Source organism: Sulfidibacter corallicola, from assembly GCF_017498545.1.
Lineage (GTDB): Bacteria > Acidobacteriota > Holophagae > Acanthopleuribacterales > Acanthopleuribacteraceae > Sulfidibacter > Sulfidibacter corallicola.
The window spans coordinates 11,367,928-11,389,792 of record NZ_CP071793.1; the positions used below are offsets into that span (position 1 = coordinate 11,367,928).

Consider the following 21,865-nt stretch of genomic DNA (forward strand, 5'->3'; position numbering starts at 1 on the left):
TACCGGGCTGTGGATGATCGCCCTAAAGGGGCGTCAAGACGTAAAACTGTGCGTCTCTCACTTTTCTTGTGAAACTGCTTGTGGCATGTGGGGGAAGCCCGCGGGCTTCCCTTCCATACAATGTGGTTCTCCGAGACGCGCGAGGCAAGCGGGCCGACGGCAAAAGGACCGAAACGCCCGAAAGCAGGGACTTCACGTGTGACGCCCGGGGTCGCGGCCGTGCAGGAGTGAGGCCCGAAAGCGCCCACCCCCACCCGGTGCGATCAATCGATCTCGTAGTGTTGCGAGAGCATGCCCAAATCCAATTCGGGATAGAGCGGGAAGCGGCCCAGCAGGTCCAGAACCCGCTGACGCGCCTGTTGAACGACGTCTTCGGCAAGCACGAATTTGACCTGACTCTTCTCGCCCTTGGCCTTGCCCTTCGTCTTGATGGCCGGCGTGGTGTTGCCGAGAACCAATTTGATGATTGCGGCAATTTCCTTCATTTCCTCGGGGCCCATGCCCAAGGTGGTGGTCGCCGGCGTGCCGAGCCGCAGCCCGCTGGTGTACCAGGGTCCGTTGGGATCGAAGGGAATGGTGTTGCGATTGAGGGTGATGCCGCAGGAGCGCAGCGCCGTTTCGGCCTGACGGCCGTTGATCCCGAAACCCTTGGCGACATCGATCAACAGCAGGTGGTTGTCGGTGCCGCCGGTCAGAACGGGCATGCCCTCGGACTGGCAGGTTTCGGCCAGCGCCTGGGCGTTGGTGACCACGTTGGCGGCGTACTCGCGGAACTCGGGCTTCAGGGCTTCCCGGAAGGCGATCGCCTTGGCCGCCATCACGTGAGACAGCGGACCGCCGAGCACCAACGGACACCCTTTGTCCACGAATTCGGCGAACTCGTTTTTGCAAAGGACGATACCACCACGGGGCCCGCGCAGGGTCTTGTGGGTCGTCGACGTGGCGATGTGGGCCCAGGCCACGGGATCGTAGTCGCCGGTGAACACCTTGCCGGCCACCAGACCGGCGAAGTGGGCCATGTCGACCATGAAGACCGCGCCCACCTCGTCGGCGATTTCGCGCATCTTGGCGAAGTTGATCTTGCGGGGATAGGCGCTGTAGCCGGCCAGCAGGATCAGCGGTTTGACCTCGCGCACCTGTTTGGCGATTTCGTCGAGATTCAATTCGCCGCTCTGGGGATCGACGGAGTAGGAATGTGCCTCGAACAGGAATCCGGAAACGTTGAGGCGGTAGCCGTGGGTCAGGTGACCGCCGGAGTAGAGGTCCAGCGCCATGAGTCGATGGTCCTGCATGGACGCGCGAACGCGGCGCCAATCCTCTTCGGAGAGCGCCATGGCCGACTTGGCACCCAGTTTCTCCAATTCCGGTGTCTGGACCTTGCCGAGCAGAATGGCGAGGAAGGCAACCATGTTGGCGTCGGCACCGGAGTGCGGCTGGACAAAAGCGTGTTCGGCATCGAACAACTCGCAGGCCAACCGAGAGGCCTCGGCCTCGACGGTATCGACGTTGTCGCATCCCGCGTAGAATCGGTGGCCGGTGTAACCCTCGGCATATTTATCCGTGAAGAGGTTCCCATGGGCAAGTTGGGTCGCCAAGGAACAGAAGTTCTCGCTGGCAATCAATTTCAAGTTGGTACGCTGATCGCGATACTCACGCACGATGGTCTGTGCGACCGTAGGGGAAACCGTCTGAACATGATCCAGTGAAGCGTAGAAGGCGGTGGCGGCCGGATTGGGAGCCTGACCCTCGAGGCCTTTCAAATAAGTCTGGAGCAAGCTTTCGCGAAGCGAATTCATGTTTGCCATCCTTCGTTGACCGGGACGTGCCCGCGGACACGCCGGGTTTCGTCGTGGTTTGGGAGTGCCCTCATTCTAACCGGCCTCCCCCCGCGACACCACCCGTGCTGCGGTCATCTCAGCGTCCTCTCCGGGACGATGGACGAAGCGCGGAATGGTGGGTCGATCTCCCCTCGAAGCTCCGGTCAGGCAATGTGGCCGCTCGCAATTGGGGCCACTTTAGCACGAGCTTCGGGCAAAAGTCCGCACCTGTTCGCACCTCCGTCGCATCCCGTTCGAAACGCCGCCACGCCCCCTCGTCGATGGCGATCGACACGCCCTTTCGGCGGCCGTTCCGACGGCGCGATTCCCGGGATCGGCATGGATTGCGTGACGCGCGCCACGACAGGGCCAACCGGTCTTGCGCCCCCGCCCGGCCAAGGCATAAGATGGCGGTGCCGCGATCTCCGTACCCGGCCTCCCTTACCGGTCCTCCCTTACCGGGCCTCCCTCGCCCGATCTCGGTTCCGGCACCCAGGCCATCGCATTCAGATGCTTCCTCGTTTGGTGGTTCAGCCGGCCGGTCATCTTTCGACAGGCGCGATCCTGTTTCGAAACGCAATAAACCGCATGCACGCGCGGCGGGCCATCTCGTTCCGAGCCCCCGTCGTCGCCGACTCGTGGATCGCATGCGTCGCGGCGCCCATTTTTCGTTCACAAGACCACAAGGAGATTCGGAACGTGTTCCAGCGCATACACCCTCTCATCCTCATCGGCGCAAGTATCCTCGTTTGCAGTTCCACGGCCGCCCTCGCTCAATACCAAATCATCACCGTCAGCGGCCAAACCTATCACGCCAAAACCAAACCCAAGCAGACCGATCGCGGTCTTTTCGGCTTCTCGCTTCAGGGCGATGTCCTCATCGAATTGGACCGCTCGCAGATCGACTGGTACACCACCGCCTTGGTAAACGAGGAGGCGCCGCCGATCTGGTCCAAACCGGTGGAACACAACCTGACCGCCAAGGGGATCGCCGGCAATCAGCATCAACTGCAGCATCTCCGCGCCGACCTCCACCAATACAGCCAGGGTCGCATCACGCTCGAAAACCTGATCGGCGCCAGCAAAATCACCCTGGCGGCACTGGCCGCCTGGCTGCTTTTCGACCTGTTCTTCAGCGCCTTCCTCCTGTGGATCAGCATGAAGATCGTCTCCGAGTTCGTCGACTACGGTCCATTGCTGGGCTTCAACCTGCTTTTTCTGCCGCTTTCCCTGGCGACCTCGATCGCCTGCTTCCTGGTGGGACTCGGGCCCTTGGTCGCCGCGGCTGCCGGCGGCGCCCTGTATTTCTGCGCGTGGCTCATTTTGTTGATCACCCGCGAGGGATGCCTGCCGCTTCGAGCCTTCGGCGGCACCCTGGTATTCAAAGCCCTGCACGGCGGGACCTGGGTCGGCGTCTTCCTGCTGCTCCACATGACCTGGCTGCGCGGCTGACGGGTGCCGGCACCGCTTTCACGCTGCATCACATTTTGCCTTACTTTTTCGTCCAGGATCCGACCGTTGGACGAATGATGGGTTAGAATACAGCTTTGCGCGAAAACGGGGCCCCTGTCGGCACGTGACCATCCACCTGTGGAGACGCACCATGAATCTTTTCGATTTCCTGAACGAGCACCAGATCGGCTACCTTCGCCTGGATCACCCACCGGTCTTCACCTGCGAAGAAGCCAGAGAGCTGGTGCCGGATTTCGACGGGGCCGAAACGAAGAACCTGTTCGTCAAAGATAAAAAGGGGCGACACCACTTCCTCGTGGTGGTGGGTTCCGATAAGAACGTCGATCTCAAGGCACTGTCGAAGCAACTGGGCACCTCGAGCCTCAGCCTCGCCTCCAGCGACCGCCTGAAAAAATATTTGGACCTGGAACCGGGTTCGGTGACGGTGCTCGGTCTCTTCAACGACAAGGAGAACGCGGTCCAAATCATCGTCGACACGGATTTGTGGCAAGCTTCGGCACTGGGTTGCCATCCGTTGATCAATACCAGTACCCTGGTGATTCCGCGCGCGGATCTGGCCCGGTTCATCGAAGCGACGGGCCACGAGCTGAAGGTCATGACGCTACCGCAACTGGTGGAAAGCGAGCCGGAACCGGCGACGTAAGCGGTGGCATCGGGCTCACAGGCCCGGCATGGGTTGAAGGTCGTGGAGTTTTTCCACCACCGAGGTCGCGGAGGACCCGGAGCCAGATGGGTGAACCCACATTTGTGAGAGAGGCGTCGTCGCGGAACGTTACCCGGAGGCGCCAAGCCCGCCGGTCCGACTCTTCGAAGTGACCAATCCCAAAGTCCCCGCATCTCGAGAGGGGCGTAAGGCCAGTAGGTTGGCCCGCCGGGCCGACGCGTCGAAGCAACCCAAGCAACAGCAATCAATTGCGCCAAAGAGCGAAGCCGCCCTTTTCCCGCACGACCCCCATCCAAAGCCGTAAGGTCCAAGGTTCCCGCATCGTGAAAGCGACGTAAGGCCTGTAGGTTGGCCCGCCGGGCCGACTTTCGAAGCGACGTAACCCTCGATGAAGCGCCATCCCAAAGAGCCGTGCCCATCCTTACCCTAAACGCCCACCCCAAAGCACCCATCCGCGTTGTTCCCGCATGCCGAGAGAGAAACCAGGCCAGTAGGTTGGCCCGCCGGGCCGACGCGTCGAAGCAACCCAAGCAACAGCAATCAATTGCGCCAAAGAGCGAAGCCGCCCTTATCCCGCACGACCCCCATCGAAAGCCGTAGGGTCCAAGGTTCCCGCATTGTGAAAGCGACGCAAGACCTGTAGGTGGAGCAGCTTGCTCCACCAATCGAAGCGATGGCAGTTCCGAGCTGAAATCGAGCAAAAGGGCGTAGCGACCCACTAAAGCGAGCAAGCCTAAACGAAGAACCCAACCCCCTCGATTCTGGCGTCGCGGCGAAAGAAGGTCGCTTCGAATGGTTGAGCAGGCTGGCCTGAGCGGCCCTCTCCACCTACAGGCCTGGAACCACTTACGAAAATACGGGAACTGCATGCTTCCGTCCGACCAGGCTAGCCAACACATCGGAGGGGTTCGGTAGGCAGTTCCCGCATTGAGAGGGAGTCGAGGTGCCTGTAGGTGGAGAGGACCGCTCGGGCCAGCGGCTTTACCGACCGTGCCCAACCTCCTATAGCCCACCGATCCTCAAAGAATGCGGAAACTCCGGGCATGGATCACTTCGGCGAGCTCAGCCGGCGGGCTTACCGCCCCTGATGCCCTTACCTGGCCTTACCGGCCCTGCACGACGAATCTCTCGGCATTCGGGAACCCCGAGCGACTTTGTTTCAGGAGAGATCGCGGGGGACCGCCGCTGTTTCCTGCACGGCGGCCCGGGGAATCAGTCGAGGCAGACGGGTCCTTCGACGAACCCGAAACAGCCCTGGTTCTCCCATTGATTGAGCAGGTGGCGAAAATCGTCGAGATCCACGTCACGATCGCCGTCCATGTCGCGGGAACAATCCTGCGCCGGCGGGCACGGTCCCATGCCCGAGAGCAAGCGACCCATGGTCAGGATATCGACGGTGGCACGGTTGACCGTGACAACCGGTGCGCCGAATCCGCCCTTGGCCACCTCGGCCACGAATACGGCGGCGACCCGCGCGAACTTGTGGGCGTGCAGCGATCGACCGCCGCTCTGGGCCAAGGTGTCGTTCTCGGTGTGCAGGTTGAAGTTGTGCTGGCCGAAACGCGCCTCGAACGGCATCGCCGCGGGGTAGTTCTCACCGGTCCAGGCGGCGTGGTCGCTGCAACCGTAGCCGCAGACCGTGGTGTCCCAGGTCAGGTCGGTCAAATAGGTATCCACCAATTGCCCCAGGAACTGGGTCAGGTCGTCGTCGGTGTAGTCGGTCAGGAACCAGATGTCCTTGTCCGAACCGTGGTAGTTGGTCATGTCCAGTTGAAGCACACCGACGACATCGACGTTGGCCTCGCGGTAGGATTCGGCGATGTCGCGAGACCCCAGCAGACCGAACTCCTCACCGGCGTAGCCCATGAAACGCAGGCTGCGCTCGGGCCGGAAATCGGTTTCGGCGATGGTGCGAATGACTTCGGTCAGGGTCGCGATCCCCGAAGCGTCGTCGTCGGCACCCGGTGCTGCCGTATCGCGAGAGGTGGAGTCCAAATGACCACCGACCACCACCACTTCATCGGGAAAACGCGTGCCCTGAATGGAGAGAATCACCGAAGGCTGCTCGAAATCGTGGGTGAACAATTGGATGGTCACGTCCTCGCGATCTCCCAGCAGCGAAGTCCAGTGATCACGCAGCCAATGGGCGGCCGCCACGCCTTGCTCGTGGTAATACAGCCGGTTGGGAAAAGCGGAGAGCGATTCGATGACATCGGTGATGGAATCTTCGACGGTGGTATCGGCCAGAGCGCGGGCCACCTCGCCGTTGTCGATGGTGTAATTCATTTTTTTGCGTGGCGTGTTTTTGATCTGTTCGAGGCGCGGTCTCATGGCCAGCGCCTCCTCGCGGGTCTTGTGGACCAGGTAGCCGCTGCAACGGCCGTAATCGCGGTGCATCAGGCTTGTGAGCGCGGCCAGGTCCTTGCGCGCGATGCGGGCGGCGGCGATGGGGCTGTTCTTGGTGGCATCGATGACGAGGTCGACCTTGTAGGACCGCTTGAGTGCGGATTGAATGGCGTGCGCCTCGGAACGGTCCAAGGTAATCCAGACCAGGTCCTCGGAAGCGATGGAGGCCGACGTGGCGAGAAAAGCCAACAATAATGGCAGATAAAATTTCATAGACAACTCCGGTTGATCGCGAAATCTCCTCTATCGGACGATCATAGAAACCATAACGCGTAAGTCGATGATCGACGTAACGATTTCTCATTTTGAGAAGGGTTACCAGTCCCACCGGGGTTGGGCGTGATTGTGGGGCTTTTTTTTCCACCACGGAGTCCGCGGAGTTCACGGAGAGAGAACAGGAGCAACGAGGGTCCCAAGCAACTCGGCCCTATCCTTTGAGCCACTAGGAATAACACATTAAACAGCAACCATCCGAAAACAGCGGTTTATTGAAAATCGTGACTCTGAATCGGCTAGGACGCCACTGCAACCCGGCATCGGCAGCGATGTATTATTTTACTGACGCCTCACACCCCGCCCATCCAACCGAGCTGCTTCGTTAGCTGTTTTGTTTCCTTTTTCGGATGGGCAGAAACCATGACGGTTACGGAGAAAATCGGGGCATGATGTGCGTGTGAAAGTGGTGCCATCATCGATGGGAACCCCATAAAAAGAACCCATCCAACCGCGAAGTCGCGGAAGGACACACTGAACCCCAAAAAACTGACCAAAGCACCATGTTCTAAACAAGCTACAGCGCCCCCCTCGTTTCCTCCGTGACCTCATTATGTAACAAACTCTGTAAAGCTCGAAGGTAACGCTAAAAATATCTGTTGGAACAAGCTGCGTTTGGAGCGCCCGAATGCGGAGAAATTCGTCGTGCCAGGTAGGTTCATCCGCCGGATGAACTAGTCGAAGTAATCCAGGCGAGGAGTTCCAACCTATTTTCGAGGGTCGGTGCGATCCTAAGTCGGCTTCAAAATGTGCGCCGGGCCGGCGCACCTACCGGGCACGACGCCCCTTTCGTAGATGCGGGCACACCTATGCGATTCGCTTCGATTAGTTACCCACCTGAAACCCGGTGGCCCGGCAATCCGGCCCCCGGCCTGGGCGGCGACTCTGTGGTAAAAATCCGAAGTCACGGTTGACCGCGCTGGAAACCTACGCCACGACCGAGCGCAACCTTCACTTCGCCGGGCGGCGCCGTCGGCGGCGTCGACCTCGCGGCCGCTTGCCGCCACTGGGCTTGCCCTTCTCGCCGGGACGACGGGAGCGCCCCTTCTTGGCACTGGCGTGATGCTTGTGGAACTGCTCCAATTGGTGGCTCAGCTTGGGATCGAAATAGCCGACGTAGAATTCCACCAGGTTGCTGACCTCGCCGTTGAGCGGCATTCCGCCGAATGCGCCTTTCTGGGCCATCAACTGCCCCAGACACACCAGGCAATCGACGACCGGGTTGCGGAACGGCATGCCCAGCGGGTCGAGAAAGTCGTCCAACACGGCCCGTTCGTACTTTCCCGAGGTACCCGGCTGATGGCCCGACAACATGAAGAGGCCCAGCCACAGCTTCATATGGGTTTCTTTGGAAAAACTGCCGCGCGAATAATGAACCGGCACCGGAATGCGGGCCTGCTCGAGGATGGCGGGACCCCGCTCGGCCAACAGCGATTCACCCGCCGGCCACAGGAAACGGAACACCCCCAAATTCCGCAGACGGGTCACCACCTCGACGGCGTAATCGCTCAACAGGATGCGGGTCAATTCCTCGTACTTGCGGCCAGGCCCGATTTCGAGCATCGTATCGCCCAGCTCGTGGATGATGCGCTCCAGCTCGGGTTCGATCGTAAAACCGTGGCGCTCGGAGAGCTTCACGGCGCGAATCATGCGCACCGGATCTTCGCGAAAACGCTCGTAGGGATCGCCGATGGGCACGAGCACCTTTTCTTCCAAATGCTTGATCGCCCCGAGCGGGTCGATGACCTCGAAGGTGCGGATGTCGTAGTAAATGGCGTTGATCGTGAAATCGCGCAAATTGGCGTCGGCCACAAGCAGCTCCCGTTGACTCTCGCCCACGTCTTCGGCGTCGTCGCTCTTCAGCGAGGAGATCTCGATGACATCGCCCGCGAAGTAGGTATGCACGATGGGGAACCGCTTGCCGATGGTCTTGCTGTTGCGAAAAATGAGGCGAATCTGCTCGATACTGGCATTGGTGACCACGTCGTAATCGCGGGGCTGGGTATCGCGCATCAGGTCGCGCAGGGCGCCGCCCACCAAAAAAGCCATGTATCCTTTGGACTTCAACCGATAGAGCACCTTCAGCGCCGGTTGCGATATATTTTTCCGGGAAATTTCGTGTTCGCTGCGCGGAAGAACGCGATAAGGTGCCACCGAATACCTCGTTGGATTGCTCAAAACGATCCCGATTATACCTAAAGTGCGGGACAAGGAAGTGTGGGATCTGCACGGATTCGGGTCCAAAAAAGAAACGCGGAACGGACCAGGAACGTCACGCACCCGAAGTCCCCTCATTAAAGCACATCACACCAACCAGTTAGGCTCGTGAATCGACATAAATCCCGCTAAAGTGCGGGCTTCCGCGCCTCTCGCTATTTTTCCCGACCACCTTCTTCCGTCAGATGACACTCGGGGTGACACCCGACGAGACATTCGTCCTGACACACTCGACCGGCGAACATTTCGACCGGCCGGCGATTGGGCGCCCCCCAGTCCGCGCGTTCCGTGTTACAAATGAGCCACTTTCAGCGCATTGCCGCCACGTGCGGCCGCTCCCCGCCACGCCAAGCGCACCCTGTAGGAAACCGAGGCGCCCACCCCCCTCCCCCAACATCGCGCCGCCTCGGCCGTCCCTGGATCCCATCCTTCCCCCACGGAGCCATGTTCACGATGTTCACCGCTCTCGATACCTTCACCTTGGTGGCCTACCTGGTGGTCATTTCCGGTCTCGGCATTTTCTTTTCCAGGCAAAACAAGGGTTTTCACGATTTCATGTTCGGCGGTGGCCGCATGCCCTGGTGGGCGATCGGCATTTCCCTGATCGCCACGTCGGTGAGTGCCACGACCTTTCTCGGCAATCCCGCCGACACCTACGGCACCAACATGACCCTGCTGATGTGCAACTTCGGCGGGCTCGTGGCGATCGTGCTGGTGGGCTGGTGGTTCATTCCGCGTTTCCAGAGGTTGGGGGTGACTTCGGCCTACGAGGTCCTCGAACAGCGCTTTTCGCGGCCGGTGCGCCTGTTGGCGGCCGTCTTCTACTCGGCCCACCTGATCCTGCGGACCGGCATGCTGTTGTACGGCCCGTCCCTGGTCCTCTCCCAGCTCCTGAATGTCAGTATCTACCTGGCGATTTGCGTCACGTCGGTGCTGGCCATCGTCTACACCTACTTCGGCGGACTCCGGGCGGTGGTCTGGACCGATGTCATGCAGTTCTTCGTGTTGTTCGGCGGCGGCCTGCTGACGCTCTGGACGGTCGCTTCGGCCGTGGGCGGCTGGGGCGAGATGGGGCGGTTGGCCGCGGAGGCCGGCAAGACGACCTGGTTCGACGGCTCCCTGGATCCCTCGAACGCGCGCACCTTTCTCTCGGCGGGGGTGGCCTACATCGCCTTCGACCTGGCGATTCGCGGATGCGATCAGCAGTTCGTCCAGCGCTACATGGCCTGTAAGGACATCCGCGAGGCCAATTACTCCTCGGTCCTCTCGCTGTTCCTGGGCCTGTTGGTGGGCCTGCTGTTCTACTGGGTGGGCGCCGGCCTGTTCGTCTATTTCCAGTCGGTCCAGGTCCAGGCCCTACCCGAGGGACTGGGCCGCAACGACGTGTTCCCCTTTTTCCTGTTGAACATCATGCCCTCCGGCATCACGGGCTTGATGGTCGCGGCGATTTTTGCCGCGGCGATGAGCTCACTGGACTCGGCCATCACCGCGCTTTCCAATACCACGGTGACCGATTTCCTGAGGGCCGACCCGGCCCGGGGCGACCACCTGCAGCAGGCCCGCATCTGGGTCCTGGTTTGGGGCGTTTTGGGCACCTTGGCCGCCTTCGTGTGCGTGTTGGGCGAAGCCTCCCTGCTGACCAAGGCGCTGTTCTTCACCAGCCTGTTCACGGGCCCCCTGCTCGGCATTTTCCTGCTGGCGTTCTTCGCCCCCAAGGCGCGGCCCCGGGCGGTGTTCGGCGGCGCCATCATCGGCATGCTCTGCCTGTTGCCCTTTTCCAAGATCCCGGTGTTGCCCGATCACCTCTGGGAACCCATCTATACTTTTTCCTGGCCGTGGAATCCCTTGATCTCCATGACCGGAACCCTGGTCGGCGCGGCTTTGTTACACTTTTTGTGGCCCCGGACAAAGGCCGTGCACGCCTGAACGGGTTACATTGCGGTGAGAGGTTTTCGTCAGCACGGGGTGCGCCCGCGGCGGGCGGAAGGATCGCACCTCCCCGGCCATGAGCCCATTCCATATCGCGAGGATATTCTTTGGTGACCAACCCCGAGTTCTCTCAAAATCGCAACTCCCATTCACCGAAAGGTCCCTCGAAACGCCAGGCCGCCCTGGCGCTTCTTTTGTTGGTACCGGCCCCGAGCCTCGGCGTCGCGTTCGGCATGTGGATGCCCGAGACCCGCGGCACCCCGCTCGGCCAGGGCCTGTACTTCTTTTCCAAGCTCTGGATCCTCGCGCTGCCTCTCCTGTGGACCGCCTTCGTCGATCGCGCCCGCTTCTCGTGGTCACCGCCCAAGGGCGGCTTCGCCTTCGGCCTCTACTCCGGCCTGCTCATCGGATCCGCCATCATCGCCGTCTACCTGTTGCTGGGTCACCAGTTGATCGACGTGTCCCAGGTGCGCTCGGCCGCGCAAACCAACGGTATCGCCGACCCCTTGCGGTACATCGGCCTGGCCGCCTACCTGTCGCTGATCAACGCCGTTTTGGAAGAGTACGTCTGGCGTTGGTTCGTTTTCAAAAAGAGCGAACGGCTCTGGGGAGCCAAGGCCGCCGTGTTCGCTTCGGCCTTCTTCTTCACCCTCCACCACATCTGGGCGCTCAAGGCCCAGTTCAATCTCACCGTCACCGCGCTGTGCGCCGTCGGCGTCTTCGTGGGCGGCGTGATCTGGTCGTGGACCTACGATCGGTTCCGCTCGATCTGGCCCGGCTACCTGAGCCACGCCCTGGTGGACATCGCGATCATGCTGGTCGGCTACCACCTGATTTTCGGTTGAATTCGGGCCACGCCATCGCGCGTGGTCTCCCATCCCCCCTTCGGGTCAGACCGCCCAACGGGCATAGGTGCCGCTCGGCAGCACGAGCTCGCTGTTCTCGATACCGACGGTCATCTCGCCGGCCTCGATTTGGGCCAAGGGCAGGTCGAACGCCATGTGGAGAATGTTCTTCAGGCTGCAGGCCGTGAACCCCGGCGTGTGGCAACTCAGGAGGATGAACGCGAACGGATCGGCCAGTTTCTCGATGAGATCCAGCAGGATGGGGAGATCTTTTTCGATGCGCCAAATCTGGCCCTTGGGGCCACGCCCGTAGGTGGGCGGATCCAAGATGAATCCCTGGTACCGATTGCCGCGACGCACTTCGCGCTCCAAGTACTTGACCACGTCCTCCACGATCCAGCGCACGGGGTGGTCGCCCAGTCCATTCAACTCGAAGTTCTCGCGCGCCCAGGTGACGACACCCTTGCTGGCATCGACGTGGGTGACCTGGGCACCGGCCGCCGCGGCGGCGAGCGAGCTGCCGCCGGTGTACCCGAACAGATTGATGACGTGCAAGGAAGGATCTGCGGCATGGCGACGCAACCATTCGAAATTGGTCGCGCCCTGCTCGGGAAAGAGGCCGATATGGCCGAAATCGGTGAGCTTGGCCTTGAAGCGGAAGCCGCGCCAATCGACGATCCACGATTCGGGCGGGCGTTGTTCGAACTTCCAGAATCCGCCGCCTTTTTGCGTGCGGACATGGACGCCGTTGACGTCGCGCTGCCATTCTCGCGCGTCGAGCTTACGCGGCCAGAAGGCCTGGGCGGCCTGGCGAACCACTTTATAGGGTCCCACCATTTCCAACTTCTGTTCGTCGCCGGCATCGATCAAGCGGTAGGCGCCGCGAGATGCCGGTTCCTTGATTTGCGTCAAAAGTACCTCCCAAAGCGTAAGCGCCTTGCGCCCCACAGCCTACCACAAATGAGTACGGGCCGAGCAAGTGCGTCGCGCCGTGGTGGCGCGAGGGGGAGGAAGGGGAAAATTCCGGCCTTGTGGTGTGTTCTGACGATGGAACGTTAAAGGCCGGAATTATTGGCTGTTCACTGAGTAAGATAACACGATACAAGCGCAGGAACCATCGAAAAATCAGTCCTTTCGGGGCAGTCATGAGCCTTGTCACGCACTGCCGAATATGAAAAAAATCCATAGGTGAACCGACGAATCGCCCCACACGCGTATCTCCTTTGATTGCAGGGCTCGGATCGGGCACCGTGAAGCCGGAAACCTCGGTTCGATGCGCGCCCGACATGCCTGCATCCCTGGTTTTTAATACTTCGTGACTTACTTTTTTTCTGTAACTCGATCACATGTCCCGTAATCCATGGTCCCTGGACGATCCATGAAAAAACGAGATTTATGTACAGTATTTTTTTGGTTTCTGCATGTATGGTTCGGTCCCATTGGACGAAACACGTCGGTCGTTCGACCTCGGGCTCGGCTCGTATGGGCACCGCGTCCAGAGTATGTAAAGGACCGTTCGAAACCCAAACCGAAAGGGCTCCACGTCCGCGGCAGAAAAAAGCCCCGCCGATCGAAGGGCCATGTTCGGGTCCGCGCTACCACCCATAAATGCGAAACGGGTGAAAAGTTCTCGCGCCACGATCCGATAGTACTTGGTAAGAGTTCCCTTTCAAAGCCTCTGATCGGCTCCGAAATCAACAGCCGACATCCACGAGCCAATCAGCATTCGTGAGTGCTGGGAACTACCCAACCCCATCCTCGCCTCGGCTTTGGGGGGAACTCTTGCCCCATCAAATGCGCGAGGCCCGGGATCATTCGACCCACATCAAACCCACGGTGACATTGTCCTTGCCGCCGGTATCCAGGGCCAGGGAGATGAGCTTTTCCGACAGGCCCTGCCAGTCGTTTCGATGGGCGGCCAGCGTGCGACAGATCGTCTCCGCCGCCACGAAATCGCTGAGACCGTCGCTGCAGAACAAAACCAGGTCGCCGGTCTCCAGCGGCAGCTCCTGAATCGCGGGATCCAAATTGGCCGCGCCCATGCCGATGGCCTGAAACAGGCGATCCAGCAGACGTTCGCCGAAATAGTCCAGTGTCTTGGCCGGGATCTCGAATTTGAGGGGATAACCGCGCGGGGTGTGATCCGTCGTCAATTGGCGCAACAGGTCCTGGCGGAAGAGATAGGCGCGGGAATCGCCCACGTTGACGAGGTGCAGTACCTCGTTTTCCACGAAGCCACCGACCAGCGTGGTGCACATCAGTTCGAAGCCGTCCTGCTCCTGTTGGGCGGCGGTCACCGCCGCATCGCACAACGCGGCCACATTTCGCAGGATGTGAGACGGATGGGGCGGAGACGGTTCCCCGCCGTTCTGCTTCCCGGCAGGCCTGGCTCCGACGCCCCGACCGGAGAAAAACCGCGCCAGACAGGACTCGGTCGCACCTTTGGCCAGATCGGCCGCGACATCGCCCCCGCCATGACCGCCGGCGCCATCGAAGAGGAAAAAGGCCTGCCGATCCTCGTCGAGCAGGTACCGGTCTTCGTTACAGCGTCGCACCAACCCCCGATGGGTCGCGCCCGTCATCCGGATCCGTTGTCGGGGCACGACGGGCGACACACGGAACAGGTGTTGAACGAGCAGGGGCAAGCCCAGGCTCCGGTGGCGGGCATGGTGTTTCATGTTGTTCTCCAGAGCGTATTTCTCCGGGACACCCCGCCGAGCAACCCACCGCACAAAAGGAATCGGGTGTGGGGATTCGGGCGGCCAGTGCACCGGTCGGTTCGAGGGATACAACCCAAAGTGTGCGATTCGGGTGGATGCTATCGTGCAAGATGTTGGAGCGAAACGTGTTGGGGCGAGCGTTGTCCGGCATTCCGGAGGCGTACTTGGAAAGTACGTCGAGCATCGCCACGATACGTTGCAGCCCAACAGATTGTGCGATGGCGCCGCCAAGAATCGCTCAATTTAGGTACAAGGCTCTCCGCGACGGAGAGCCCTGTGCAAGAACAGATTGCTCTGAGGCCGGCATATTCCGCGAAATCACCCTGGTCTGGTGGAAGGTGGCTGGTTCCTGATTCCGATTCCGCGGTCAGCAGCGATACAAAGCAACGATCAGGACAGATCCCTGCTCGCCGAACTCTGGAAGAAAACGAGCGGGGAGACAACCGGTGGCGCTGTTGATAACCACCGGTCACCCCGATTTTTACTCAACCTTTTCCTTAAATAAAACTCTTGTTTTGGCCATGCGCAACACAGGTATATCTGCTTCATTTCAGACTTAAACAACTTGAAACAAACAAGATCTTGTTTCAAGTGTTGGCAGGAGCAAACGCAAAAAAAGCAGGATTGGAGATCCGCTCCGCACCTGCTTCCGCGATTCGCACCGAGTCGCCCCGGCCATTTATCCGGTGAGATCCAAGTATCGACCCGCGGTCACGTCCAAGCCACCCGACTCATCCTGGGAAGGAATGGTCGGCGTGGAGGAGATCTCGACGGAGGTGGAAATCTCCACCACATCTTCCACTTCCAACCGGTTGATTTCCGGAGCCACGGGCTCGGTGGGTAGGCGGGGAGGAGAAACCGGGGTAGAGGCGGCAAGGGGTTTGATGGGGTCGGGATAGTCCCCATTCCCAGGTCCTGGCATATTATGGCTCCCAACTGGTCAGATACGTAAGGTTTCTTTGTAAAGCAGGATCGGGGTTTTCTTTCAGGCGCTTTTTCAGGGTATTGACGATCCAATCGTATTCCGTTTCGTCACCGTTGCGCTTGGCCAACATCCCTTGCGGAATCAAGGAAAAATAATACAAATTTAGATTCTTGGTTTTACTCGCGTATTTCTGAGCTTCCAAATAATGTAATTTTCCTTCGTGGCCCAAATAGATTTCATATAAGGCCAATTCGCGATAGAACCAACCCAATTGCTCGCTGTTGTTGTTCTTCTTGGCGGCCTCGATGCCGATCAGGGCCAATTCGATGGCTTCTTCGTAACTCTCGGTCAGCATCATACGCGTTTTGACTATTTCGGCATGCAAGTACCAATACTCAGGGTCGTCTTCCCGCAACAGGCTTTCCGCCTCGGCGAGGGGCTCCAACGAACGCTCGTGATGCGCCCTGTGAACGAGCGCCAAAACGAGTCGGGAGCGAAAGGCATCGTCGGATCGGTAGATTCCGAGGGCCTGATCGAGGTACTCGCGGGCAGCCTCGATGTCACCGCTTTGCCGATGTATGGTGGCCAGTAGATCGAGCGAAGCCGCCGCGACGGTCGGCGTATCGGAAACCATCAGTTCCTCGGCCATCTGGCGGGCAACCTTGACGTTGCCGGTTTCCATTTCCAGCGCGGCCCGTTCGAATTGCTGTTTCTCGGAGAGATCGCCTAGACCGATCAAAAACTCGAGCGCATGTTCGGCTCCCTTTTCCTTGCGAATGTGAAACGAAGACTTCTCGACGATGGTGGCGGCGCTAACCACCAGGGCCACGACGAAGGCGAACATCAGCTTGCGGGAGAAGCGCAGGCGCGGTATCGCGAAACGACGCGTATCCGCCCCTTCGGCCGGGTTCGCGTTGCGCGCCCCCAACCAGCGTGCCAACACCTCGTCTTTGGTCACGACCGCCGTCATGCCGTCCGGCACGAGACAATGCCGGCTCTCCAAATCGTGGCGCAGGCTTTGGAGTTCGGAAACGAGGTGTTGTCGCTGGGTCTCCAATTGATCGTGAGACTTCTGCAAGTGGACCAGGCGCTTGGAGGCCGCGTCACCCTGAGTCAGGATGTCTGCGATCCCCTGCCGGGTGTGACCGGACTGTTCCTGCCACTCCTGAAGACGGTCTCCCACGGGACAATCTCCGGGGAGCTCGAGCGCCTCTTCCCCCAGCGTATGAATCTTCCATTGGCGCCCGGTGAGCCCGGTCTTCAGCCGGCCCCCCTCCGCCTCGAAACGAACTTTCAATTCCTTGAGCGGTGATTTGGACAAACGTGACTGCAAGTTGATCTTCAACAGTCTCGCGGCCTCTTCCTCCGGTTCAGCGGTCTTTTGGGCAAATTGTTCGAGCGTACCATTTTCCCTGGCCGCCAAAATGATGCCGTGAGCCGAATAAAGGCGGTCGTCGTCCAGGGACTTGATCACCATGCTGTAGAGAAATGGTTTGGTCATTTACGGCCGCCGATCTGCGAAGCGGCCGGAACCCATAGGACAAGGACACGTCGGGCAAAAAACGTTCCCCATCATAAAGCATTACCTTTCGCGCTAAAATAATTGTTTTTCGAAGCCTACACTCAGAAATACTCTGAGGGTATTTTGGCGCGAAGTATAGCGTCAAATCTTTCGCTTGTACACGAATTTTTCCACGTACCTGCTTTGCCCGAAGATTATCTACCCCTGGCAAAACCGCAAACTACCGCACGATTAGTCCCATACCTTTCGCTCCACGACAGGTGACTCGCCGGCGCAAGTCCCCAATAGCGGAGGATGATAGGCGTGCTTCGGCTCAATCGCCGATGGTGAAGGAACGCTTCAGGCTGGCCTGGCTCGACTGTTCGCTGCCCGAGACGGTCAGTGTCAATTCGTAGGCGCCCGGCGTGAGTTGCGGGCCCGCCAAGGTGCCGACGAAATGGTAGGCATTGCCCAATGTCTGGGGTTGGTAGGCGTCCGTCACCTGGAACTGGACTTCCACGGGTTCCCCGCCGCGCATCACCTGGTAATTCACCTGGTAGTTCTGGACCGGTTCGTTCAAATGCCGCAATTGGAAAAACAGATAGTATTCATTGGCGCGCGGCAGCACCGACGTCATCGCCGGCTTGAACAGGTACTTTTCCATGGCCAGCGGGTCCATCATCTTGCGTTGCCCCGCTTGCGCCTGACGCTGATCCTCGGGAAGATTGGCGAAGCGGATGTGGTTCAGCGGCACCATCTCCGAATCCGGGGCACCGTAAAACACCATTTGGCTGATGTGAAGCGATTCTCCGGAAGAATCCGGCGAACTGCAGGGCATTTCCAGAATACTCTCCTGCCCGTTGTCCAGATCGATGATCTTGGCCCGCACGAATCGCGGCATTTCCGGCGGCAGCAACACATCGTAGAAGAGCACCTGCTTGCCCTGCACCTTGGGTTTGACCACCGAGGTCACCAGGTCCACGCGCTCGCGTCGTTCGTTCAGCGTGACGAATCCCAACTCGAACCCGTTTTCGGGCACTCGATCCACCGGCAGTTGAAGGAATATCGGTACCAGCGCACCCGGTCCCTCCGGTTTGGGGAAACCCACGTAGCCGATCTCGGCGTTCAGGTCGTTGCGCCTGCTCTGGCTGAAGAGGATCGACGATTCGAAGTCGACGGCGCGTTCATGGTGGTTCATTTCGAGATAGGACTTCAGCGGGCGGAACCGATCGCCGTAAGTGAGCTTGGCACCGGACCGTCCTCCCGCCAACGACACCTTGACCCGCGTCGTCTTTTTCGGCACTTCCACGGTGTATCCGAGCCGGTAATAGTGATTCACGCGTTCCTGGAACTTTTGCGACGCCTTCGCGAAGCCACCCAGCGCGTGGGCCGCCACCATGATGCCGCCGGTGTTCTCGGACGTGTGGAACGGTCCGGAGGTCAGCGCCTGGGTATCTTCGAGCACGGTTCCCTCGATCGGTTGGAACTTGGATCCCAACTTGCGCAAGGGGTTCGTCAAGCCTTCGACACGAATCGACTGGCTCTCGCGAACCGATTGGCCGATGGCCCGCTGGGGTATGTAGATCAGCGAGTACAGGGTCGTATTGGCGGCGTTCAGGCTGTCGCTGAGCGTTTCGGCCAGTGGCTTGGTGGGATCGATCAGGCTGGTGGACAGAACGTACTGGCCGCCGGTGAACAGGTAAATCGACTTGTTGCCGCTCATGGGGCGAAGCACGTGGGCCAGGTGTTCGAGGCCGTTGACGTAGGTTTGAAAGTACTTGCTCTTGACCACGTGCTTCTGGCGCACCGTGTACTCCAGGTGTTGGAGGCGCCGACCCTGGTCGGTGTTGATTTTGGAGCGTTCTTCGGCGACGCCGCGTCCCCCCTCATCCATGACCAGCGAGAGCCGCGCGTTGTTGGGCGACAGATAGCGGGAGTATTCGCCGATGACCTGGTCTTCCACCTGAGCCAGTTTATGATAGAGCGCGCCTTTGTGTTGGGCGCGATCGACGGCCTCGTGCATGCGGCTTTTTTCGGTGGTGAAGCGCGAGAGCGGCATCAGCCCGTCCTCCAATTGAACCACCTTGACGAAATCGCCCGGCTTGACCGCGTTGTCGATGAAGTCGTGAACCACCTTGATGAATTCGGGAAACACATCGACCGTCATGTTGGAGCTGTCGATCACGAGGACCATGATGCGCTCGCCGGTCAGCCCTTCCTGTTTGGGTGCATCCGGATCCTTATCCTCCACCAAGCCGTCGTCGTGGTAGACGGTACCGGTGGGCTGGGTGACGTTGAGGTCGACCTCCTCGAAAAAGGCCACGCGATGGCCCTTGCCGTCCTCCACGACCTTGAAGTCTTCGGCCGAGAGGCCCTTGATGGGCTTGCCATCGCGATCGGTCACGTGAACGCGGACGTCTCGAAATACGACGCGAAGGTTTTCCTGAACCGGCTCGGAAGCCAACGACCAACCCAGACAGAGCGATAGACACAACGGGACCAACGGCCAAAAGCGCATAGCGAACCTCGAAATCCTGAGTGTGAGGCGAGCACGGTGCCACTGACGAAAGCGGGGCACACCGACAAAACGGGGAGACAGATCGCCTATGTTGCAAGGAACGTTTATGTAGCGAAAGTCACCCACGCGCCGAATCAGGGAAACCATCGACCGCGCGATCGCACGTCATGCAGAACGCTAAGGCACTGCCAGGTAAGCGAGAACCCCGATCCGGATTTTTTCAATGCAAACTCTGTCCACGGATCACACAGATTGACACGAATTCAGGAACCGTCTTCGGATTCGACACGCCAGATTTTTCCAGCGCCCGATGATTCAAGGGAGACCACCATTAAACACAAATCATTCAAAACAAACATATTACGCACAAAACACCTTGCCACGCACTCCGACAGTGAGGATCCTTTGCCCCAGCGAAGGCTTTCGGGAAGACAAGAAACCAGGGTACTGCGGGACAGTCAGGTATAAGAAGTTCTCATTCGGCAAATTCGTAGGCATGGTTCTCTTCCCAGCGTCCAACCGAACGGGCCTTCCGCGATCAGCGAGATTTTGCATCTTCAGCCACCCGGTGGCTTTGTATTCTCCCATCTACCCGGAAACGGCCAATCCAAGACCATCTCACCAGCCGCGGAGGGTGACCTCCCGGCCGCCGTCGATCTCGCGGTTTTCGTACTGCCAGCCCATCTTGTTCGAAATCTTTTCCACCAGGGTCAGCCCCATGCCGAACCCGTAACAGGCGCCACCGTGATCGATCACTTCATCGTGCACGTTCCGATTGCGAATGAACACGCCCGAGGCGTCGACCACCACGCTCACCGTTCCTTCCGACGTGTATTGGAAGGCATTGCGCAACAGATTGCTTACCGCAATCCGGCAGGGGCTCTCGGCGGTTTCGACGCACAGGGGTTCCAGGTTGGTTTCCACCACCACGGATTTTCCCTCGAGCAGGTAGCGGTACTCCTCGATGAGACTGGCGACCAGTCGATCCAGCGCGACCGGCTCTGCCTGAGGCGTCGTGTCCTCCTCCCGGCTCAACCAGAGCAGGGTCTCGGTCATTTGGGCCATGGTCTTCGCCGAACGATCGATCCGCGCCATCGGCGATTCGAGGGGGTGGTTGCCCTCGATGCGGCGGTGGATGAGTTCCACATTGTTGCGGATCACGGCGATCGGGGTACGCAGCTCGTGGCTCGCGAAACGCAGGAAATGCTGCTCGCGCTGCAGGACCTCGGTGATGCGTTGGAAGGCCCCGTGCAGTTTGGCGGCCACCAATTCCAACTCCTTGTAGGTGAAGCTCGGCCGCGGTCGGGCCAGGTTCTCCATGGTCAACCCTTCGGCCCAGGCGGCCATGTCACCGATCGGACGCCGCAATTGCCGAACCAGCAAATAGGCGATCGCCGCCACGAACAACAAGAACACCAGGGCCGCCCGCCAAACCAGGTTCCAAATGCGCAGGAACTGCTGCTCGGCGGCCGGTGTCAATTCCTTGTGGGTGTACTTGAGATAAAAATAGAGGCGCCGCCCGTCGAACAGGTCATAGGGGTACAGGCAATGAAAGGCGAACTCCTTGCCGATATCGTCGAACACGGTGAAATCATGCTCGGCGTCGGTCAGCAGGTGTGCCGCGCGATGCTTCTCGACCGGAAAACGCGCCAGGATCGCGTCGGGCAAGGTTTCCTCACCCACGTAGACTTGATAGGTTCGCATGAACGGCAAGCGGGCGTCGGGATCCTCGCGCAGCGCACGTTCGTAGAGAATGGCTTCCAGTTCGAACTGGTCCGCCGTGTTGCGCTCGAAGCCCTTTTCGAAATACCAGCGAATCATGAACGTGTAGCCGATCACCATCGACATCGCGGTCACCAGCAGGGTCAGGATCACGACCAGTCCGAGGCTGAGCTTCTTCACGTCCGCCCTCCGCGAACCACGAACCCGTGACCCGGCACGGTCTCGATAAGCGGCCGATCGAAACCGCGATCGACCGCCTGACGCAAATGGTGAACGTGCACCTTGAGCGCGTTGCTGTCGGGCGGATCGTCGCCCCAGACGGCTTGAGCCAACTGGTGGCGGCTGACCACGCGCGGGCTCTGGCGCATGAGGGTCTCAAGCAGGATCCAGCCCGTGGGCGAAACCTGCAACTCGCGACCGTCTCGCCAGACCCGGCGCTGATCGATGTCGATCTCGAGGTCGGCCACCCGCAAGCGGCGAACCTGGCCGCTACGGCGCCGCGCCAGGGCCTGCACGCGCACGACCAGCTCCTCCAGGGCGAACGGTTTGACGAGGTAGTCGTCGGTGCCGGCCCGAAAGCCGGCCACCTTGTCGGCGACGGTGTCGCGGGCGGTGAGCATCAGGACCGGCGTGTCGACGCCGGCTTCACGCAACGCCGTGCAGACGGCCAAACCGTCCATGCGCGGCAGCATGATGTCCAGCAGCAACACGTCGTAGCGCCCGGCACGAGCCAGGTTCAACCCGGCCAGGCCATTGGAGGCGTGATCGCAGGAGATACCTTCCAAATCAAGGAAGTCGTGGATCGTCGCGGCCAGGTCCAGATCGTCTTCCACCAACAACACCATCAGGGTCATC

At 59.9% G+C, this 21,865-nt stretch carries 14 protein-coding genes; 4 read left to right on the top strand and 10 right to left on the bottom strand.

Annotated elements, in window-relative coordinates; genetic code table 11:
- Positions 1-263: 263 nt before the first annotated feature.
- Positions 264-1,796: a glycine hydroxymethyltransferase gene (locus J3U87_RS33560; protein WP_237380367.1), complete on the bottom strand. Its 1,533-nt coding sequence runs from the start codon at positions 1,794-1,796 to the stop codon at positions 264-266.
- Positions 1,797-2,516: 720 nt separating this feature from the next.
- Between J3U87_RS33560 and J3U87_RS33565 the strand changes: the two genes are divergently transcribed.
- Positions 2,517-3,269, top strand: coding sequence for a hypothetical protein (locus J3U87_RS33565; RefSeq protein ID WP_237380368.1), 753 nt, complete (start codon positions 2,517-2,519; stop codon positions 3,267-3,269).
- A 151-nt stretch (positions 3,270-3,420) separates the two neighbouring features.
- Entirely contained in the window at positions 3,421-3,933 is a 513-nt protein-coding gene (locus J3U87_RS33570) for a prolyl-tRNA synthetase associated domain-containing protein (RefSeq protein ID WP_237380369.1), read from the top strand.
- 1,233 nt (positions 3,934-5,166) lie between these two features.
- Here J3U87_RS33570 and J3U87_RS33575 read toward each other — a convergent pair.
- Both J3U87_RS33575 and J3U87_RS33580 read right to left on the bottom strand, forming a co-directional pair.
- The gene (locus J3U87_RS33575; RefSeq protein ID WP_237380370.1) at positions 5,167-6,573 is read right to left on the bottom strand and encodes a M20/M25/M40 family metallo-hydrolase; all 1,407 of its coding nucleotides are present in this window, start codon (positions 6,571-6,573) and stop codon (positions 5,167-5,169) included.
- Positions 6,574-7,584: 1,011 nt separating this feature from the next.
- Positions 7,585-8,700: a tRNA nucleotidyltransferase/poly(A) polymerase-related protein gene (locus J3U87_RS33580; RefSeq protein WP_237380371.1), complete on the bottom strand. Its 1,116-nt coding sequence runs from the start codon at positions 8,698-8,700 to the stop codon at positions 7,585-7,587.
- A 603-nt stretch (positions 8,701-9,303) separates the two neighbouring features.
- Between J3U87_RS33580 and J3U87_RS33585 the strand changes: the two genes are divergently transcribed.
- Positions 9,304-10,776: a sodium:solute symporter family transporter gene (locus J3U87_RS33585; RefSeq protein ID WP_237380372.1), complete on the top strand. Its 1,473-nt coding sequence runs from the start codon at positions 9,304-9,306 to the stop codon at positions 10,774-10,776.
- 113 nt (positions 10,777-10,889) lie between these two features.
- A complete protein-coding gene (locus J3U87_RS33590; RefSeq protein ID WP_237380373.1) occupies positions 10,890-11,624 on the top strand; it encodes a CPBP family intramembrane glutamic endopeptidase in 735 nt (244 codons plus the stop codon).
- A 45-nt stretch (positions 11,625-11,669) separates the two neighbouring features.
- Here J3U87_RS33590 and J3U87_RS33595 read toward each other — a convergent pair whose 3' ends face one another.
- The 7 genes from J3U87_RS33595 to J3U87_RS33625 all read right to left on the bottom strand — a co-directional run bounded on the left by J3U87_RS33595 (position 11,670) and on the right by J3U87_RS33625 (position 21,864).
- Entirely contained in the window at positions 11,670-12,536 is an 867-nt protein-coding gene (locus tag J3U87_RS33595) for a class I SAM-dependent methyltransferase (RefSeq protein ID WP_237380374.1), read from the bottom strand.
- Between the two features lie 899 nt (positions 12,537-13,435).
- A complete protein-coding gene (locus J3U87_RS33600) occupies positions 13,436-14,302 on the bottom strand; it encodes a PP2C family protein-serine/threonine phosphatase (protein ID WP_237380375.1) in 867 nt (288 codons plus the stop codon).
- A 721-nt stretch (positions 14,303-15,023) separates the two neighbouring features.
- Positions 15,024-15,266, bottom strand: a complete 243-nt coding sequence (locus tag J3U87_RS33605) for a hypothetical protein (RefSeq protein WP_237380376.1) — start codon at positions 15,264-15,266, stop codon at positions 15,024-15,026.
- A 1-nt stretch (position 15,267) separates the two neighbouring features.
- Entirely contained in the window at positions 15,268-16,770 is a 1,503-nt protein-coding gene (locus tag J3U87_RS33610; RefSeq protein WP_237380377.1) for a tetratricopeptide repeat protein, read from the bottom strand.
- A 334-nt stretch (positions 16,771-17,104) separates the two neighbouring features.
- A complete protein-coding gene (locus J3U87_RS33615; protein WP_237380378.1) occupies positions 17,105-19,288 on the bottom strand; it encodes a VWA domain-containing protein in 2,184 nt (727 codons plus the stop codon).
- Positions 19,289-19,906: 618 nt separating this feature from the next.
- Positions 19,907-21,190, bottom strand: a complete 1,284-nt coding sequence (locus J3U87_RS33620; RefSeq protein ID WP_237380379.1) for a sensor histidine kinase — start codon at positions 21,188-21,190, stop codon at positions 19,907-19,909.
- On the bottom strand, positions 21,187-21,864 hold the full coding sequence (locus J3U87_RS33625; RefSeq protein WP_237380380.1) for a response regulator transcription factor: 678 nt from the start codon (positions 21,862-21,864) through the stop codon (positions 21,187-21,189). The genes J3U87_RS33620 and J3U87_RS33625 overlap by 4 nt, the downstream gene beginning before the upstream one ends.
- Between the last annotated feature and the right edge of the window lies 1 nt (position 21,865).

What these genes read in the sequence shown, in the direction of transcription:
- J3U87_RS33560 (WP_237380367.1), bottom strand. Translation starts at nt 1,796, where the DNA reads ATGAATTCGCTTCGCGAAAGCTTGCTCCAGACTTATTTGAAAGGCCTC.
- J3U87_RS33570 (WP_237380369.1), top strand. Translation starts at nt 3,421, where the DNA reads ATGAATCTTTTCGATTTCCTGAACGAGCACCAGATCGGCTACCTTCGC.
- J3U87_RS33575 (WP_237380370.1), bottom strand. Translation starts at nt 6,573, where the DNA reads ATGAAATTTTATCTGCCATTATTGTTGGCTTTTCTCGCCACGTCGGCC.
- J3U87_RS33585 (WP_237380372.1), top strand. Translation starts at nt 9,304, where the DNA reads ATGTTCACCGCTCTCGATACCTTCACCTTGGTGGCCTACCTGGTGGTC.
- J3U87_RS33600 (WP_237380375.1), bottom strand. Translation starts at nt 14,302, where the DNA reads ATGAAACACCATGCCCGCCACCGGAGCCTGGGCTTGCCCCTGCTCGTT.
- J3U87_RS33605 (WP_237380376.1), bottom strand. Translation starts at nt 15,266, where the DNA reads ATGCCAGGACCTGGGAATGGGGACTATCCCGACCCCATCAAACCCCTT.
- J3U87_RS33610 (WP_237380377.1), bottom strand. Translation starts at nt 16,770, where the DNA reads ATGACCAAACCATTTCTCTACAGCATGGTGATCAAGTCCCTGGACGAC.
- J3U87_RS33615 (WP_237380378.1), bottom strand. Translation starts at nt 19,288, where the DNA reads ATGCGCTTTTGGCCGTTGGTCCCGTTGTGTCTATCGCTCTGTCTGGGT.
- J3U87_RS33625 (WP_237380380.1), bottom strand. Translation starts at nt 21,864, where the DNA reads ATGACCCTGATGGTGTTGTTGGTGGAAGACGATCTGGACCTGGCCGCG.